The organism is Actinomadura logoneensis, from assembly GCF_003428695.1.
GTDB lineage: Bacteria > Actinomycetota > Actinomycetes > Streptosporangiales > Streptosporangiaceae > Spirillospora > Spirillospora logoneensis.
In genome coordinates, this window is the sequence record NZ_QURH01000015.1 from 1 (window position 1) to 17,273 (window position 17,273).

Genomic DNA, 17,273 nt, shown 5'->3' on the forward strand with positions numbered 1-17,273 from the left:
GGCCGCGGGGGGCCGCCGACCTCCATCCGCGCGGCGCGTCCGACGTCCGCGGCCGGACGGCGGCCGAGGCCCGGGGGCGGGGACCGGCCGACCCGTGGCTGCGGCCCGCGCCGATCGCCGTGGACACCATGGGCGGCGACCACGCGCCCGAGGAGATCATCGACGGCGCGGTGGGCGCGTTCCGCGAGCACGGCGTCCGGGTCGTCCTGGTGGGCCAGGCGCCCCGGATCCGGGCGCGGCTCGACCGGCTCGGCATCTCCGGCGAGATCCCCATCGTGCACGCGGACGAGGCGCTCGACATGGGCGAGGGCGCGCTCGCGAGCTGGCGCAAGCCCCGGTCGTCGGTCGCGATCGCCTGCCACCTGGTCAAGCAGGGACGGGCGTCCGCGCTGGTGTCGGCGGGCTCGACGGCCGGGGTGGTCGCCACGTCCCGGCTGCGGCTCAAGGGCCAGCAGGGCGTGATGAAGCCCGCGATCGCCGTGACGCTGCCGACCCGCCCGCGCCCGACCGTCCTGCTGGACGCGGGCGCGACCGCCGACGTGAAGCCCGAGACGCTGGTGCAGTTCGCCGCGCTCGGCACCGCCTACGCGCAGATCCGCCTGGACCTCGCGCGCCCGCGCGTGGGGCTGCTCAACATCGGCTCCGAGGCGGGCAAGGGGAACAAGCTCGCCAAGCGCGCGTACGAGCTGCTGGCCTCGGGGCACCACGGCGTGGAGTTCGTCGGGAACGTCGAGGGCCACGACCTGCTCGCGGGCACCGTGGACGTGATCGTCACCGACGGCTTCACCGGCAACGTCGCCCTCAAGACGCTGGAGGGCACCGTCCGGACGGCGTTCGCCGAGATACGGGAGGCCGTCACGTCGTCCCGGACGGCCCGCGTCGGCGCGCTGCTGCAGCGCCGCAAGCTCACCGAGCTGAAGGACCGGCTCGACTCCGACACCTACGGCGGCGGCGTCCTGCTCGGCCTCAACGGCACCGTGATCATCGCGCACGGCGCGGCGCGGGCGCGCGCGATCACCTCGGCCTGCCTGCTCGCGCACGAGCTGGCGGCGGGCCGCATCGTGGAGCGCATCCGCGACCAGGTGGCGGCGACGAAGACCTCCCGGTTCCCGCGCTGGCCGCACGGCAACCACGACACGTCCAAGGACGCCCGCGAGGCCAGGCGGCCCGGCGGCGAGGACGAGGCCGCGTCCCGTGAGATCGCCGACACCGGGGACCCCAACGTTTCCGCTCCGTCACACGTTGAGCAGGGTGAGGACGAACGGAGACCGGACGCGGGCGCCGACACGGCGGCGGCCCGTCCGGCGACGGGGCGCCCGGCCGACCGGCCGGAACGCGGCTCCGGCGGACGCTGAGCCGCCGGGGGTTGCCCCAGTCCATCATGGGGAACGGGGCTTCCAACGGGGGGACGATGACCGAACCGCAGCAGCCCGGGCCGGGTGGCCCGCCGTCCGGCGACCCGCCCCCGGACGGGCCGGCCCCGAACGGGCCGGCCCCGAACGGGACGACCCCGGACGGGACGCCTTCGGGCGAGCCCGCCCAGCGCGAACCCACGCCGGGCAGACCCGCCTCGGGCGCGCCGGCCTCGGGCGCGCCAGCCTCGGAAGAGACTGCCTCGGACGGGACGACCTCGGGCGGGGTGACCCCGGACGGGGCGAACCCGGAGGGGGCGGGGGCCGACGGGGGGACGCGCGCGGCGCGTCCGTCCGCGCCGGGGGGCTCCGGGCATCCCGCGAGTCCGGCCGCGGCGGACGGGCGCGAGCGCGGGGGTGAGGCCGCGCCGACGGGGTTGAGCGCGGCCGAGGTGCGGGAGCGGATCGCCGCCGGACGGGTGAACGACGTCCCGCGGCGCACCAGCCGGTCCGTGGGCGAGATCGTCCGGGCCAACATCTTCACCCGCTTCAACGCGCTGATCGGCTCGCTGTTCGTGCTGGTCATGGTCTTCGGCGCGTGGCAGGACGGGCTGTTCGGCGGGATCATCGTCGCCAACTCCGCGATCGGCGTCATCCAGGAGCTGCGCGCCAAGCGGACCCTGGACCGGCTGGCGGTGGTCGGCGAGGCGCCGGTGCGGGTCGTCCGCGACGGCGAACCCCGCGACCTGCACCAGGACGAGGTGGTCCAGGACGACCTGATCGTGGTCGGCAGCGGCGACAAGATCGTCGTGGACGGCCCGGTGGTCGCCTCCGGCGGGCTGGAGGTGGACGAGTCGCTGCTCACCGGCGAGGCCGACCCCGTCCACAAGCGGCCCGGCGACGAGGTGAAGTCCGGCAGTTTCGTGGTCGCGGGCAACGGCATGTTCACCGCCGCGAAGGTCGGCCGGGACGCCTACGCCGCCCGGCTCACCGAGGAGGCCAGCCGGTTCACGCTCACCCGCTCGGAGCTGATGGACGGCATCAACCGGTTCCTCAAGTACGTCACCTGGCTGATCGTCCCGACCGCGATCCTGCTGTTCGTCAGCCAGTTCCGGTCGGCGGGCGGGGTGTCGAACGCCGTGACGGGCGCGGTCGCGGGCGTGGTGACCATGATCCCCGAGGGCCTGGTGCTGATGACCAGCATCGCGTTCGCGGTCGGGGTCGTCCGGCTGGGGCGGCGGCAGGCGCTGGTCCAGGAGCTGCCCGCGATCGAGGGCCTCGCCCGCGTGGACGTGCTGTGCGTGGACAAGACGGGCACGCTCACCGAGGCCGGCATGGACCTCGACCAGGTCGTCCCGCTGGACGACGCCCGCCAAGGCGAGCGGGCACTGGCGGCGATCGCGCGCTCCGATCCCGATCCGAACGCCACCATGCGGGCCGTCCGGGACGGGCTCGACGTCCCCGATCCCGGCTGGACGCAGCGGTCCACCGTCCCGTTCTCGTCCGCGCGCAAGTGGAGCGGGGCGTCGTTCGCCGAGCACGGCTCGTGGGTGTTCGGCGCGGCCGACGTGCTGCTGTCCCCCGACGACCCGGCCCGCACCAAGGCCGAGGACCTGGGCTCCACCGGCCTGCGCGTGCTCGCCCTGGCCCGGGTGCCGGACGGCGCGTTCGCCGAGCTCGACCGGCTCGACGTCGCGGCCACCGCCCGGCCCGCGCTGCTGGTCGTGCTGCGGCAGCGCGTCCGCCCGGACGCCAAGGAGACGCTCGCCTACTTCGCCGAGCAGAACGTCACGGTCAAGGTCATCTCCGGCGACAACCCGGCCTCGGTCGGGGCGATCGCCTCGTCCCTCGGCCTGCCGTCCGCCGAGCACCCCGTGGACGCCCGGACGCTGCCCGCCGGCATCGACGAGATGGCGGCGGTCCTGGAGGAGAACTCGGTCTTCGGCCGGGTCACCCCGCAGCAGAAGCGCGACATGGTCGCGGCCCTCCAGTCCCGGGGCCACACGGTCGCGATGACCGGCGACGGCGTGAACGACGTGCTCGCCCTCAAGGACTCCGACCTCGGCATCGCCATGGGAGCCGGCAGCGACGCCACCCGGGCCGTCGCCCAGATCGTCCTGCTCGACAACCGGTTCGCGACCCTGCCGTCCGTGGTCGGCGAGGGGCGGCGGGTGCTCGGCAACATCGAGCGGGTCGCGAACCTGTTCCTCACCAAGACGGTCTACTCGATCATCCTGTCGGTGCTGGTCGGGCTGATGCACGTCCGGTTCCCGTTCCTGCCCCGGCACCTCACGCTGATCAGCACGCTGACCATCGGCGTCCCGGCGTTCTTCCTGGCCCTCGCGCCGAACAACGAGCGCGCCCGGCCCGGCTTCGTGCCACGCGTCCTGCGGTTCGCGATCCCGGCCGGGATCGCCTGCGGCGTCGCCACGTTCGCGGGCTACTGGATCGCCACCCGCAACGTCGAGAGCTCCTTCCAGCAGGACTCGTCCGCCGCCTCGCTATCGCTGTTCCTGCTGGCCCTGTGGGTGCTGGTGCTGATCGCCCGGCCCTGGAACTGGTGGCGTCTCGGGCTGGTCGGGCTGATGGGCGCGGCGTTCCTGACGGTGCTCGCCGTCCCGTGGCTGCGGCACTTCTTCGCGCTGCACCCGGACGATCTGGGCAACGACCTGTACGCGCTGGTGATCGCGGGAGCGGCCGGCGTCGTGCTGACACTCGTGCTCAGGGTCCTGAAACAACAAAGCACTACCGGTTCCACACCCTCGCGCCGATAACCTTGGTACATGTCCGACCCGCAACTCGTACTCGCTGACAGGGTCCGGGCCGCGCTCGCCGCCGCCTTCGGACCGTCGTTCGCGGACACCGACCCGGTCATCCGACCGTCGCAGTTCGCCGACCTGCAGGCCAACGTCGCCATGTCGCTGGTCAAGCCGCTCACCCAGGAGCGAGGCGAGAAGCAGAACCCGCGCCGCATCGCCGAGGAGATCGTGGCGCGCCTCGACGTCGAGGGCCTGGTGTCCAAGGTCGAGATCAGCGGGCCGGGCTTCATCAACCTCACCCTCGCCGACGGCTGGATCGCCGCCCGGGCCCAGGACGCCCTGGAGGACGACCGGCTCGGCGTCCCCGAGGACGAGAACCCGGAGAAGGTGATCGTCGAGTACTCCTCGCCGAACGTGGCGAAGGAGATGCACGTCGGCCACCTGCGCACCACGATCGTCGGCGACGCCATCGCCCGGATCGGCGAGTTCCTCGGCGAGAACGTCGTCCGGGACAACCACGTCGGCGACTGGGGCACCCCGTTCGGCATGCTGATCGAGCACCTGCTCGACATCGGCGTGGCGGCGGCCGAGCGCGACGACTCGTCCGTCAGCGACCTCACCGCCTTCTACCAGGCCGCCCGGCAGAAGTTCGACTCCGACCCGGAGTTCGCCGCGCGGTCCCGGACCCGGGTGGTCCGGCTCCAGGCGGGCGACCCCGACACCATGCGGCTGTGGCAGGTCCTGGTGGACGTGTCCAAGCGGTACTTCAACCACGTCTACGCGCGGCTCGGCGTCACGCTCACCGACGACGACATCAAGGGCGAGTCGTTCTACAACGACCTGCTCAACCCCACCGCGCAGGAGCTCACCGACAAGGGCATCGCCGAGATCAGCGACGGCGCGCTCGTGGTGTTCCCGCCCGGGTTCAAGGGCCGCGAGGGCGACCCGCTGCCGGTGATCGTCCGCAAGAGCGACGGCGGCTACAACTACTCCACCACCGACCTGGCGACCATCCGGTACCGCTCCGACACCGAGCACGCCGACCGGGTGATCTACGTCGTCGGCGCACCGCAGTCCCTGCACTTCCAGATGGCCTTCTCGGTCGCCCGGATGGCCGGCTGGGTCAAGGGCGGGATGCGGCTGGAGCACGCCGAGATCGGCAACGTCCTCGGCACCGACGGCAAGATCCTGCGGACCCGCGCGGGCGGCACCGTCAAGCTCGCCGAACTGCTCGACGAGGCCGTCGAGCGCGCCGGGGCCGAGTTCGACAAGCTCAACCACGACGAGTCCTTCGACGCCGCCACCCGCGAAGCCATCGTCGAGGCCGTCGGCATCGGCGCGGTGAAGTACGCCGACCTCTCGGTCGCCCGCGACAGCGAGTACATCTTCGACTTCGACCGGATGATCTCGTTCAAGGGCAACACCGGCCCGTACCTCCAGTACGCGGCCACCCGGATCCGGTCGATCTTCCGCAAGGCCGGAACGTCCCCGGACGACGCCCACGGCCCCATCCGGCTGGAGGACCCGGCCGAACGCGCCCTGGCCCTGCACCTGCTCGGCTTCGGCGCGGCCGTCAAGTCCGCCTACGAGGCCGCCGAGCCGCACCGGCTTGCGACCTTCCTGTTCGAGCTGGCCTCGTCCTACACGTCCTTCTACGAGAACTGCCCGGTCCTCAAGGCCCCGGACGAGGCGACCAAGCAGTCCCGGCTGGCCCTGTGCGCCCTCACCCTGCGCACGCTGGTCACCGGCCTGGACCTGCTCGGCGTCCCCACCCCGGAGCGCATGTAGCCGACCGGGCCCGGCCCCCGGGCTTGCCCACGTCAAGAGCCGTCCACCACCCAGGTGGACGGCTCTTACCGTTGCCGGCGAGCCCAACCCGTCGCGGTACGCGAGCACGCCGGAAAGCAGCGCAAATGCGCCACGACGGTTGAGCGAGGGCCGGGGATGGAGCACCCGACCGGGGACCAGCGGCGTTCGCCTGGGGACCTGCGGCGTTGACCCCGGGATCAGCAGTGCGGAACAGTGCCGGAGGTCACGGTGACGTAGTGGGCGGCCACGTACTCGCGCTGGGCGGTCGCCAGGCGGTACCACGTGCGGTCGCCGTAGATGCGCTGGCCGGTCACGGAGCAGCGCAGCGGGACGGACGTGCCGTCCGGCAGGCGGCGGTAGGTCTGGCTGAGGCGGTTCGCCTTCTCGCGCACGCGCAGCGGCATCGGGGCGTGGACACGGCCCTGGGCGCTGACGGCGACCGGCGCCGAAACCGGCCCGGCGGGCTGCGCGGACGCCGACGACTCCGTGAGCGCGTAGAACGGAACGGCCGCGACCATGGCCGTCCCGGCGGTCGCGGCTTGCAGCAGACCCTTCACCGTGGTCCTTCTTCCCCTTGGCGGCGGCGTCCCCGATCCGGCACCGTCCTCGCCCTATGAGACGCCCCCGACCGCCGTTCCCGACGGCCTCCGCACCGTTCTCGCCCGACCGGATTCGGACAGCGCACGCCTCCGCGCCGTTCTCTACCGACCGGATTCGGACAGCGTCCCGTCGGCCGGCCCGACGAGGGCCGCGGCCCACTCATGCCGGCGCGCCTCGGGAGCGATAGCGAAGGATGAGGCGTTCGTCCCGTTGGGATGCCTCTGGGTGGCTCTGAGGGGGCCGTGGGGCTGGAGAGGGCGCCGCCCCGCAACACGACCCGGGTTCGCGGGCCGGAACGCCTCTGCGGGCGCCCTGGGCGCCGCAGGGCGTCTGAACGCCTGAACGTCTGGGCGTCTGGGCGTCAGGGCGTCTGGGCGTCAGGGCGTCTGGGCGTCTGGGCGTCTGGGCGTCAGGGCGTCTGGGCGTCAGGGCGTCCTCGGCGGGCTGGGGTTACTGGAGGTAGCCCTCGACCTCGCCGGCCGGGCGGGCGGCGGCCTCTTCCGGGTCGCCGCCGGCGTCGCGGCGGGCGCGGCGCTGGCGCAGAAGGTCCCAGCACTGGTCGAGCTCCACCTCGAGCGCGCGCAGCCGCTGCTGCTCCTCCCCCTGCGAGAGCTCGCCCTTCTGGAGCCGGTCGCGCAGCTTCGCCTCCTCGGCGACGTACTCGTCGATGCGCGACAGGATCTGCTTGTCGTCCATGGTTCCTCCGTGGGCTCGTCCGACTCACCGGCCGAGCCCCGTCCCGCGTGGCCGCGGGGCGGGGCTCCGTACCGTCGAGGATCCCACCCCCGTCAACCTCCGTCGGACGACCGGGCGAGCCCGGACATGTACTCGTTGTTCTGCGACGAGCCTCCCGACGCCATGGAGCTGGTCTTCGGATCGACCAGCGTGGACGAGGAGGCACCCGAGACGGCGCCGTTGGACGCGGCCGTGGCCGGTGTCGCCGTGCGGCGGGACGCCGTCCGCGACGTCGTCCGGCGGCCGGCCGCGGCCTTGGCGGTGCGCGGACGCGTCGAGGCGGTCTTCGACCGGCCCGCCGTGGTCTTGCGGGCGCTGGTCTTGCGCGGCCCGGTCGACTTGCGCGCGGTGGTCTTGCGCGCCGCCGTCCCGCCCGCCGCCGTATTGGCCGCGGTGGCCGTGGACTTCGTCCGGCCGCCCGCCGCGCTCGTCCGCTTGGCCGCCGTCTTCCTGGCGGTGGACTTGCGCGCCGCGGGCGCCTTCTTCGCGGTGGTCCGGCCGGACGTGCCGGCCTTCTTGGCGGTCGACTTGCGGGCCGTGGCCGACTTGCGGGCGGTGGTCTTCTTCGCCGCGGTCGACTTGCGGGCCGTCGCCTTCTTGGTGGTCGACTTCCGGGCGGACGCCGACGTGCGCGTGCTGGTGCCGCCGGACGACCTGCCGCTGCCGACGGCCTTGGCGGCGGCGTTCATCGCCTTGGCCGCGTCCGTCATGGCCTTGGTGGCGGTGGTCATCGCCTTGGTCATGGCCGTCATGGCCCGCACCGAGGCGTTCGCCTTGGTCGCCACCGACTTCATCTTGGTGGCCGCGGACTTGGCCTGTGTCGCGGCGGTCGTCACCTTCTTGGCGGCGGCCGCCGTGCCTCGGGACGGCGACGCCGAAGCGGTACGGCGCGTGGCCGTGGTCCGCTTGGCGGCGGTGGGCGAGGCCCGTTTCGCCGTCGTCTTCCGTGCCGCGGTCGTCCGGGTCGCCGGGCGCCGGTTCGCGGTCGACGCGCGACGGGTGCCGGTCGCCTTCTTGGCGGCCGTGCCCCGCGTCGCGGTCGTCCGCTTCGACGCGGTCGACCGGCCTGCGGTCTTGCGCGCCGTCCCGGTGCGTGCCGAGACCGTGGACCTGGACGCCGTCGACTTCGCGGCGGCGCTGGTCCGCTTCGACGTCGCCCTGCGGACGGACGTCGCGGCCTTCCCTGCTGTGCTCCTCGCGCGCCCGGCCGTGCTTCGGCTCGATGTCGTACGCGATGTGGTCCTGGTAGGCACCTGATCTACCCCCCGTGCATGATCAGCTACGGAGAGATCTATTCCACACTTCGCGACTATCTACACCCCGGACGCGCGAAACGGACGTTACACACCCACCGGATGCCACACCGTCTTGGTCTCCAGGAACGCCGTCATCCGCTCCACGCCGGGCTCCGCCGACCAGTCGGCGACGCCCGGCCGCAGCACGCGTTTGAGGTTGTCGGCGGCGGCCTTCTCCAGGTCGGTCACGGCGTCGTCCGGCGCACCCGCGAGGTCGATCCCGTTCACGTCCATGTGCGACGCCAGCCACGGCGCGAGCTCGGCCCGCCGGCCCGTCAGCAGGTTCACCACGCCGCCCGGGAGGTCGGACGTGGCGAGCACCTCGGCGAGGGTGATCGCGGGCAGCGGCGCGGGCTCGGACGCGACGACGACCGCCGTGTTGCCCGTGACGATCGCGGGCGCGACCACCGAGACCAGGCCGAGCAGCGCGCTGTCCGGCGCGACGATCCCGACGACGCCGGACGGCTCGGGCGTGGACAGGTTGAAGAACGGCCCCGAGACCGGGTTGGCGTTCCCGGCGACCGCGCCGATCTTGTCCGCCCAGCCCGCGTACCAGACCCAGCGGTCGATCGCCGCGTCCACCTCGGCCGCGGCGGCGGGCTTGGCGGCTCCGGCGGCGCGCAGCTCCTCGACGAACTGCGCCCGGCGGCCCTCCAGCATCTCCGCGATCCGGTAGAGGATCTGGCCGCGGTTGTAGGCCGTCCGGGACGACCAGCCGCCGAACGCCTTGCGCGCCGCGACGACCGCGTCCCGGACGTCCTTGCGGGACGCCTGCGAGGCGTTGGCGAGGAACCGTCCCTTGGCGTCGTTCACCACGTACGACCGTCCGGACTCCGAGCGGGGGAACGCGCCCCCGATGTACAGCTTGTAGGTCTTGCGAACGCCGATCCGCTCAGACATCGAGGTACGCCTCCAGGCCGTGCCGTCCGCCCTCGCGGCCGAAACCGGACTCCTTGTAGCCGCCGAACGGCGACGCCGGGTCGAACTTGTTGAAGGTGTTGGCCCACACGACGCCCGCGCGCAGCCGCTCGGCCGCCCACAGGATGCGCGAGCCCTTCTCGGTCCACACGCCCGCCGACAGCCCGTACGGCGTGTTGTTGGCCTTCTCGATCGCCTCGTCCGGCGTGCGGAAGGTCAGGACGGACAGCACCGGGCCGAAGATCTCCTCGCGCGCGATGCGGTGCGACTGTGCGACGCCGGTGAAGACGGTCGGCGCGAACCAGAACCCGCGCTGCGGCAGGTCGCACGGCGGCGCCCAGCGCTCCGCGCCCTCGCTCTCGCCGCTGTCGGCCAGCTCGCGGATCTTCGCCAGCTGCTCGGCGCTGTTGATCGCGCCGACGTCGGTGTTCTTGTCCAGCGGGTCGCCGACGCGCAGCGTGGCCATCCGCCGCTTCAGCCGGCCGAGCAGCTCGTCCGCGACCGACTCCTGGACGAGCAGCCGCGACCCGGCGCAGCACACGTGGCCCTGGTTGAAGAAGATCGCGTTGACGACGCCCTCGACGGCCTGGTCGAGCGGCGCGTCGTCGAACACGATGTTCGCCGCCTTGCCGCCGAGCTCCAGCGTCAGCCGCTTGCGCGTGCCCGCCACGGCGCGCGCGATCTCCTTGCCCACCTCGGTGGACCCGGTGAACGCGACCTTGTCGATCCCGTCGTGGCCGACCAGCAGCCGGCCGGTCTCGCCCGCGCCGGTGACGATGTTGACCACACCCGCCGGCAGCTCCGCCTGCTGGCAGATCTCCGCGAACAGCAGCGCCGTCAGCGGCGTCGTCTCGGCGGGCTTCAGCACGACCGTGTTGCCGGTCGCGAGCGCCGGGGCGATCTTCCAGGCCAGCATCAGCAGCGGGAAGTTCCACGGGATGACCTGGCCCGCGACGCCCAGCGGGCGCGGGTCGGCCCCGAACCCGGCGTGGCCGAGCTTGTCCGCCCAGCCCGCGTAGTAGAAGAAGTGCGCGGCGACCAGCGGCACGTCCACGTCCCGCGACTCGCGGATCGGCTTGCCGTTGTCGATCGACTCCAGGACGGCCAGCTCCCGCGACCGCTCCTGGATGATCCGGGCGATCCGGTACAGGTACTTGGCCCGTTCCCGGCCCGGCATGGGACCCCAGACCCGCTCGTAGGCCCGGCGCGCGGCGGCCACGGCCCGGTCGACGTCCACCGCGTCCGCGCAGGCGATCTCCGCCAGCGGCTCCTCGTCGGCCGGGTTCAGCGTCTTGAACGGCTCGCCGTGCCCGTCGGTGAACTCGCCGTCCACGAACAACCCGTAGGAGGGCCGGATGTCCACCACGCTCCGCGACTCGGGAGCCGGCGCGTACTCGAAGTCCATCATCAGTCCAGGGTGAAGTGGTCGGGACCGGAGTAGACCCCGGTGGCGAGCTTGCGGCGCTGCATCAGCAGGTCGTTGAGCAGGCTGGACGCGCCGAGCCGGAAGTACTCCGGGGTCAGCCAGTCCGGCCCGGCGACCTCGTTGACCACGACCAGGTACTTGATCGCGTCCTTGGTCGTGCGGATGCCGCCCGCGGGCTTCACCCCGACCGTCCGCCCGGTCGCGTCGCGGAAGTCCCGCACCGCCTCCAGCATGATCATGGTGACCGGCAGGGTCGCGGCGGGCGAGACCTTGCCCGTGGACGTCTTGATGAAGTCGGCCCCGGCCCGCATGGCCAGCCACGACGCGCGCCGCACGTTGTCGTAGGTGCGCAGCTCGCCGGTCTCCAGGATGACCTTGAGGTGCGCGTCGCCGCACGCCTCCTTGGTCAGCACGATCTCCTCGTACACCTTGCGCAGGTCGCCGGACAGGAACGCGCCCCGGTCGATGACCATGTCGATCTCGGACGCCCCGTCCGCGACGGCCGCGCGCGTGTCCGCGAGCTTGGCCTCCAGCGGCGCCCGCCCGGCCGGGAACGCCGTGGCCACCGAGGCGACCCCGATCCCCGAACCGCGCAGCGCGTCCACGGCGACCCCGACCAGGTCCGGGTACACGCACACGGCTCCGACCTTGGGCGCGTCCGGCTGCGCGGGGTCCGGCCGGACGGCCTTGGCGCACAGCGCCCGGACCTTCCCGGCCGTGTCCGCGCCCTCCAGGGTGGTCAGGTCCACCATGGAGATCGCCAGATCGATCGCCGACGCCTTGGCCGTCGTCTTGATCGACCGCGCTCCGAGGCGCGCGGCCCGCTCGTCCGCCCCGACCTGGTCGACCCCGGGCAGTCCCTGCAGGAACCCCCGCAACTCGACTCCGGTGGGCATAGTCTCCGTTGACACCACCCCAGGATCACGCACGGAAGCCACCGGCACAAACCGGACCATGATCAGCCCCCCAACGGCACCCCCGTCCACTTCCCCTGGTCAGTCCATCAATGCGCCCGGTCGTCCGGGGGGTTGTCATGGCGTGTCAGGCTTCTGCGGCATGACGGATCTCGCCCTCGCCCTCGGGCTCGCCGACCTGGCCGACGGCATCACGCTGCGGCACTTCCGCCGGACGGACCTCGGCGTCCGGGCCAAGCCCGACCGCAGCCTGGTCACCGAGGCCGACACCGAGACCGAGCGGGCCCTGCGGGCGCGGCTCAGGCCGACACCGAGACCGAGCGGGCCCTGCGGGCGCGGCTCGCCCGGGAGCGTCCGGACGACAGCGTCCTGGGCGAGGAGGAGGGCGGGACGCAGGGGGCGCGCTGCTGGCTGCTGGACCCCGTCGACCACACCGCCAACTTCGCCCGCGGCGTCCCCGTCTTCGCGACGCTGATCGCGCTCGTCGAGGACGGTGAGCCGACCGTCGGCGTGGTGAGCGCCCCGGCGCTCGGACGGCGCTGGTGGGCCGCACGTGGCCAGGGGGCCTTCGCCGACGGCGAGCGCATCCGCGTTTCCACTGTGGACGCCCTCCCGGACGCGAGCCTTTCGTTCGCCGCCCTGGAACGCTGGGACGACCGGGGGCTGCTTCCCGGGATCGTCGACCTGAGCCGCCGCGCCCGGCACACGTGGGGGTCGGGTGGCTTCTGGTCCCAGATGCTCGTGGCGGAGGGCAGGTTGGACGCCTCCCTCGATCCGTGGGGCAAACCGTGGGACCTGGCCGCCCCCAAGATCATCGTGGCGGAGGCCGGCGGACGCCTCACCGACCTGGACGGGGAACCGCGCATCGACCGGGACGCCGCCCTGGTCAGCAACGACCTCCTGCACCCGGAACTGCTGGCGGCCCTGAGGCCCTCCGGTCATGAGCGTCGCGCCGGATGAGGCGAAGTGGGCGTGCCGCCCCTCGGCGGCACGCCCGTTCACTGGAGCAGTTCGTCCGGTGAGCCGACCGTCCCGGCGCGCGTCAGCCAGTCGCGCAGCCGTTCCGGGTCCGTGCACTCCAGGATGCGTTCGCAGGCGTCACTCGACACCGTCAGACCACGTCCTTCGAGGACGAGCAGCACGCCCTCGGCCTGGCCCTCGACACGGCCGTCCCGGACTCCCCTGGCACGCGCCTCGGACGCGTACCGGAAGAGGTTCGCGGTCACCCGAAGACGTCCTCCTCCGTCGTGGCCGAGACCGCACGCAGCAGCCAGTCGTGCAGGACGTCGGGGTCGTCGCAGTCCCGCATCCGCTCGCGCGCCTTGTCGGAGACCGTGATCCCGCGTCCCTCCAGGACCACCAGCAGAGCCTCGGCCTGTCCCTGAACGCGACCCTCGGCACGACCTTCCGCGCGGCCCTCGGCGCGGCCTTCCGCGAGGCACTCCTGGCGGAGGGTGGAGACGTAGCGCGGGTTGTAGGTCTTCACGATCTGCCTCCAGAGTTCCCGGGTCTCGTCGTCGAGACCGGCTTCGACGAATTCGTTCAGGTCCCTCTGTGTCGCTTCCTTGACCTCGTTGAGGGCCAGGGCCAGCGGTTCCAGTATTTCACCCGGCATCGGGGAGCGGCTGTGGACGAGGGCGGAGAGCACCGCGAAGACCGGGTCGGCGCGGCTCTCTTCCAGGGACGTCAGGCGGGGGACGTTGTGCGGCCCGAAGACGACCGCGCGGACGACCATGCTCGTCCAACCGTCCATGCCGAGGACGATCGGCTTCTGGAACCGGAGGGCGTCCTCGGCGTCGTGGGTGATGACGACCAGCATGACGTCGCACTCGTACTTGTCGTGGACGAAGGCCAGGTAGTAGGGCCAGCGACTCTTCTTGATCTTCTTGTCGTCGAGCTGCGCCTCGAAGATCAGTGCGAGGTCGCCGCGCTCGGTGCGGAGCCGTACGAGCGAGTCGACCCGCCGCTCGACGGCCTCGATGGTGGTGAGGTCGACGTTGAGGATCTCGGCGCTCTTGACGGGGGGCAGGCGCAGGCGGTGGACGCGCCAGAGCGCGCGCTCGACCGTCTTCGGGTTGTCGCGCGCTATCTGGTGCAGCGCTTCGTGCCGTGGAGTGACCATGCCCCGAAGCTACGCAGCGCGTTCGTTCGATTACAGGAACTCGAGCCCGAATGACCTCAAGTGATCACTCCCTATCCCCTTGCCGAAGGATGGGGACGTAGCCATGGGTCTCGTTCGTTTTTACCTGCGTGCCAAGACGCGCTTCGCCAAGCCTTTGCCGCTTTACCTTGTCGCGTTAAGTCAGTACGGAGACGGGCCGCCGAACATTCCGCTGAGACGCGGGGCCAGCTCGAAGTCGCCGCGGACTTTCAGGCGGCCGTCCATCAGGAGGCTCGCGGGGTTCGCGTCGCCCGCCAGCACTCGGAGGAAGTCGGGGACGGACGCCGTGAGGGTGACGGCCGGAGAACGGGACGGGCCCGGACGGGCATGGGCGCGACCGTCGGCGATCGCCATGGTCCAGACGGCGGCGGAACCGTCCGCACTGGTCAGGCGGAAGTCGATGTCGCCCTCGAAGCCGCCGGACATGGACGGGTCGAACGCGCGGGCCATGGCGCCGAAGAAGACGCGCTGCGCGCGCGGGCCGAAGCGGCGTTCGATCGCCTCGTCCGAGGCGTTGTGGACGATCGTGAACAGCCCCCGCCGGACCCGGTGGCGGGCCTCGTGCCGGACGTCCGACAGCGTCGGGCGGCGCAGGCGCGGGCCTCGGTGGGCGCGGGCCACCTCGGCGTCCTCGTCCATCCGGTAGCCGACCGGCAGCGACCGGGCCGGCGCGCGGCGCTCCAGTGCCCGCCCGATGGCAGGGGCCAGCCGCGCGGCCTTTTCTGCCTCACGTTCCTCACGGCCCTCGGTGAACCGCGGCAGGACGGTCTTCCCGAACAGTTCGAGCGCTTCGCAAATGTGCTCGTGTTTGTTGGTCCCGGCCTGGAGGACGAAGCCGATCTGGTCCACTCCGACGTTCTCGTAGCGCCGAATGAGATCGGCCACCTGATCCGGGGTCCCGATCGCGCCGCGCAGGGAGCCGACGTTCACGCGAAGCGCCTGAGCATTGGCGATGACCTGGTCACGGTCGAAGCCCTGGGCCGCTCTGCGCTCTTCGAACGCCTCCCATACATTGGTGCGTCCGGGGTCGTGCGGAGTTGTTCCGTAGTAATGTGCGAGCGCGAATCCGAAGAAATGCGCGCCGTCGATTCCGCGGTCGATCGCCGTCGCCTCGTCCTCGTGCAGCATCATGGGCAGGACGACGCAGACATTCGGATTGACGGCGAAGCCCGCGGGGACGCATTCGTCCGACTCGATGATGCGGTAGTACTCGTCGACCCATTTGGCGGCGTCCTCGGGCTCGACGAAGGAGAACGAGAGCGCGCCGATGCCGTTGCGGGCCGCGAACTGGATGGTCTCTCGGCGCGAGCACGCCACCCACAGCGGCGGATGCGGCTTCTGGACGGGTTTGGGGACGACGTTGCGCGGCGGCATCCGCAGGTACGGGGAGTTCCAGCCCGCGAACGGCTCCTCAACGAACATGCGCGTGACGGCGTCGATCGCGTCCTGCCACTGCGCGCGCTTCTCGCCGCGCCGGACCCCGAATCCGCCCAGTTCGGCACTGGAGGACGACTCGCCCGTGCCGAACTCGACCCGCCCCTGCGACACCAGGTCGAGCGTCGCGATCCGCTCGGCGACCCGCGCCGGATGGTTGACGGCGGGCGGCAGCTGGACGATCCCGTGCCCGAGCCGGATCCGCTTCGTCCGCTGGGACGCGGCGGCCAGGAACACCTCGGGCGCGGACGAGTGGCTGTACTCCTCCAGGAAGTGGTGTTCGACCTCCCAGACCGCGTCGAAGCCGACCCGGTCGGCGATCTCGATCTGGTCGAGGGCGTCCTGGTAGAGGCGCGCCTCCCGGCCGTCCGCCCATGGGCGCGGCAGCTGGTGTTCGTAGAAGAGCGAGAACCTGATCTCCACCACCTCCACCGTCCTGACCAGGTGCGACATACCCGGTCGGCGTCGTCCGCCCACGCCAGCGTCTCCCCCGGAGCGGGAGGCGTCAACACTCTCACCCACCCGAATTCAACCAAGCGCTCGCTTGACGCATCCCACAGGAAAGGGGACGCTGGCACGCGAACCGGGAGGGCGCGATGGGGCCACTGGACGGGCTGCGAGTTCTGGACCTGACGACCTGGCGCCCCGGTCCCTACACGACCCGGCTGCTGGCGCAGCTCGGCGCGGACGTGATCAAGGTGGAGCCGCCCGGCGGGGAGCCCATGCGGGCGTTCCGGTCGCACTTCGACCTGCTGAACCAGGGCAAGCGGAGCGTCGCGCTGGACCTCAAGACCGCGGACGGCCTGGCGCGGTGCCTCGAACTGGCCGCCGGAGCCGAGGTCTTCGTCGAGGGCTTCCGGCCGGGTGTCGCGGACCGGATCGGCGTCGGGCACGTGCGGCTGCGGGAGGCCAACCCCGCGCTCGTGTACTGCTCGCTGTCCGGATACGGCGCCGAGGGCCCGCTGGCGGACGTTCCCGGACACGACATCAACTACCGGGCGTACACGGGCGCGCTGGGCCCGGACGCCGTCTCCCCCGCCGCCGACGACCTGCCGGTCGCGGACATGGCGGCGGCGACGATGGCGGCCTTCGCGATCACCGCGGCGGTGCTGCACGCGCGGTCCACCGGCCAGGGCGAGCGGATCGACCTCGGGATGGCGGACGTCCTGGCGAACTGGGTCGCGACCGTCCCCGAGGCGGCGAACCGGACGCGCGGGGTCGGGCCGGTGGCGGGGTACGGGGTCTACCGGACGGCCGATGGACGCCGCGTCACCCTCGGCGTGGTGTCCGAGGACCGGCTCTGGGCGGCCGTCTGCCGCGCCCTCGACCTCGGCGAGTTCACCGGCCTGGGCTTCGCCGACCGGCTCGCGCGGGTGCGGGAGCTGGACGAGACGATCGCCGGAGAGCTGGGACGGCTGGACGCGGACGAGGCGCTGCGGCGGCTGAGCGCCGAGGGCGCGCCCGCCGCCCCGGTGCTGGACCGGGCGGAGATGATGGCGCATCCGCACTTCACCGGCAGGGACGTCGTCACCGGCGTCCCGTTCCGGACGACCCGGGCCAAGCCGTCGCCGCACGGCCCCGCCCCGGATCTGGACGAGCACCGCGGCGCCGGGTGGCGCGCCTGAAAAGGTGGCCGAAGTCCGGAATGCGGCTGGCATGCTGGGTGTCGTGAGCGCACACGGAACGTCCCCCATCATGGTCGGCCGGACGGGCCAGCTCGACCTGCTGACCGCGGCCCTGGCCGACGCGCCCGGCGCGGTGCTGGTGGGCGGCGAGGCGGGGCTGGGCAAGTCCCGGCTGATCCGCGAGTTCGGCGCGGCCGTCCGCGGCGACGCCGCCGCCGCGTCCGCCGCCGCCCCGGCCGCCGACG

Annotated in this window: 15 protein-coding genes and 1 pseudogene; 7 read left to right on the forward strand and 9 right to left on the reverse strand. The window is 72.5% G+C overall.

Translation table 11 applies throughout. The annotated features are described in order from the left end of the window. Positions 1-128 precede the first annotated feature (128 nt). The 3 genes and pseudogenes from plsX to argS all read left to right on the forward strand — a co-directional run. A pseudogene (gene plsX / locus DZF91_RS01055) lies at positions 129-1,124 on the forward strand (phosphate acyltransferase PlsX); the annotation flags it as partial. A gap of 665 nt (positions 1,125-1,789) precedes the next feature. Further along, positions 1,790-4,126, forward strand: coding sequence for an HAD-IC family P-type ATPase (locus DZF91_RS01060; protein WP_235833975.1), 2,337 nt, complete (start codon positions 1,790-1,792; stop codon positions 4,124-4,126). A 9-nt stretch (positions 4,127-4,135) separates the two neighbouring features. Further along, entirely contained in the window at positions 4,136-5,899 is a 1,764-nt protein-coding gene (argS, locus tag DZF91_RS01065; RefSeq protein WP_117355649.1) for an arginine--tRNA ligase, read from the forward strand. 218 nt (positions 5,900-6,117) lie between these two features. Here the strand turns inward: argS and DZF91_RS01070 are convergent, their stop codons facing one another. The 3 genes from DZF91_RS01070 to DZF91_RS39270 form a co-directional block, all read right to left on the reverse strand. Continuing rightward, entirely contained in the window at positions 6,118-6,477 is a 360-nt protein-coding gene (locus tag DZF91_RS01070) for a hypothetical protein (protein ID WP_117355650.1), read from the reverse strand. Between the two features lie 493 nt (positions 6,478-6,970). Then, on the reverse strand, positions 6,971-7,216 hold the full coding sequence (locus DZF91_RS01075; protein WP_117355651.1) for a DUF2630 family protein: 246 nt from the start codon (positions 7,214-7,216) through the stop codon (positions 6,971-6,973). A 92-nt stretch (positions 7,217-7,308) separates the two neighbouring features. Further along, the gene (locus DZF91_RS39270) at positions 7,309-7,998 is read right to left on the reverse strand and encodes a hypothetical protein (protein ID WP_158587818.1); all 690 of its coding nucleotides are present in this window, start codon (positions 7,996-7,998) and stop codon (positions 7,309-7,311) included. Here DZF91_RS39270 and DZF91_RS39275 point away from each other — a divergent pair. Then, a complete protein-coding gene (locus DZF91_RS39275; RefSeq protein ID WP_158587819.1) occupies positions 7,973-8,512 on the forward strand; it encodes a hypothetical protein in 540 nt (179 codons plus the stop codon). The two genes, DZF91_RS39270 and DZF91_RS39275, sit on opposite strands and share 26 nt — an antisense overlap. An 83-nt stretch (positions 8,513-8,595) precedes the next feature. Here DZF91_RS39275 and DZF91_RS01085 read toward each other — a convergent pair whose 3' ends face one another. Genes DZF91_RS01085 through deoC form a run of 3 tightly spaced genes read right to left on the reverse strand, consistent with a single transcriptional unit; the run spans position 8,596 to position 11,790 of the window. Further along, on the reverse strand, positions 8,596-9,450 hold the full coding sequence (locus DZF91_RS01085) for an aldehyde dehydrogenase family protein (protein ID WP_117355653.1): 855 nt from the start codon (positions 9,448-9,450) through the stop codon (positions 8,596-8,598). After that, positions 9,443-10,873 carry an aldehyde dehydrogenase family protein gene (locus tag DZF91_RS01090; protein WP_117355654.1) on the reverse strand — a complete coding sequence of 477 codons (1,431 nt, stop codon included), beginning with the start codon at positions 10,871-10,873 and terminating at the stop codon, positions 9,443-9,445. The genes DZF91_RS01085 and DZF91_RS01090 overlap by 8 nt, the downstream gene beginning before the upstream one ends. Before the next feature lie 2 nt (positions 10,874-10,875). Continuing rightward, entirely contained in the window at positions 10,876-11,790 is a 915-nt protein-coding gene (gene deoC, locus DZF91_RS01095) for a deoxyribose-phosphate aldolase (RefSeq protein WP_117355655.1), read from the reverse strand. A 132-nt stretch (positions 11,791-11,922) separates the two neighbouring features. Here deoC and DZF91_RS01100 point away from each other — a divergent pair, with 132 nt between their 5' ends. After that, on the forward strand, positions 11,923-12,768 hold the full coding sequence (locus DZF91_RS01100; protein ID WP_235833976.1) for an inositol monophosphatase family protein: 846 nt from the start codon (positions 11,923-11,925) through the stop codon (positions 12,766-12,768). Positions 12,769-12,806: 38 nt separating this feature from the next. On the opposite strand, the gene DZF91_RS01105 is transcribed toward DZF91_RS01100, so the two are convergent. From DZF91_RS01105 to DZF91_RS01115, 3 genes are all read right to left on the reverse strand, one after another. Beyond that, positions 12,807-13,034 (reverse strand): hypothetical protein, encoded by a 228-nt coding sequence (locus tag DZF91_RS01105; protein WP_117355656.1) that lies wholly within the window; start codon positions 13,032-13,034, stop codon positions 12,807-12,809. Further along, entirely contained in the window at positions 13,031-13,930 is a 900-nt protein-coding gene (locus DZF91_RS01110) for an RpnC/YadD family protein (protein WP_117355657.1), read from the reverse strand. The genes DZF91_RS01105 and DZF91_RS01110 overlap by 4 nt, the downstream gene beginning before the upstream one ends. 180 nt (positions 13,931-14,110) lie before the next feature. Further along, positions 14,111-15,826, reverse strand: a complete 1,716-nt coding sequence (locus DZF91_RS01115; protein WP_147340929.1) for an LLM class flavin-dependent oxidoreductase — start codon at positions 15,824-15,826, stop codon at positions 14,111-14,113. A 173-nt stretch (positions 15,827-15,999) separates the two neighbouring features. Here DZF91_RS01115 and DZF91_RS01120 point away from each other — a divergent pair, with 173 nt between their 5' ends. Then, positions 16,000-17,028, forward strand: coding sequence for a CaiB/BaiF CoA transferase family protein (locus DZF91_RS01120; RefSeq protein WP_117355659.1), 1,029 nt, complete (start codon positions 16,000-16,002; stop codon positions 17,026-17,028). Between the two features lie 43 nt (positions 17,029-17,071). Beyond that, positions 17,072-17,273, forward strand: a 202-nt coding sequence (locus tag DZF91_RS38685; protein WP_147340930.1) for an ATP-binding protein, incomplete at its 3' end; no start/stop codon positions are given.

Coding starts and splice junctions, on each gene's coding strand:
- argS (WP_117355649.1), top strand. CDS start 4,136: ATGTCCGACCCGCAACTCGTACTCGCTGACAGGGTCCGGGCCGCGCTC.
- DZF91_RS01075 (WP_117355651.1), bottom strand. CDS start 7,216: ATGGACGACAAGCAGATCCTGTCGCGCATCGACGAGTACGTCGCCGAG.
- DZF91_RS39270 (WP_158587818.1), bottom strand. CDS start 7,998: ATGACCAAGGCGATGACCACCGCCACCAAGGCCATGACGGACGCGGCC.
- DZF91_RS01085 (WP_117355653.1), bottom strand. CDS start 9,450: ATGTCTGAGCGGATCGGCGTTCGCAAGACCTACAAGCTGTACATCGGG.
- DZF91_RS01090 (WP_117355654.1), bottom strand. CDS start 10,873: ATGGACTTCGAGTACGCGCCGGCTCCCGAGTCGCGGAGCGTGGTGGAC.
- deoC (WP_117355655.1), bottom strand. CDS start 11,790: ATGCCCACCGGAGTCGAGTTGCGGGGGTTCCTGCAGGGACTGCCCGGG.
- DZF91_RS01110 (WP_117355657.1), bottom strand. CDS start 13,930: ATGGTCACTCCACGGCACGAAGCGCTGCACCAGATAGCGCGCGACAAC.
- DZF91_RS01120 (WP_117355659.1), top strand. CDS start 16,000: ATGGGGCCACTGGACGGGCTGCGAGTTCTGGACCTGACGACCTGGCGC.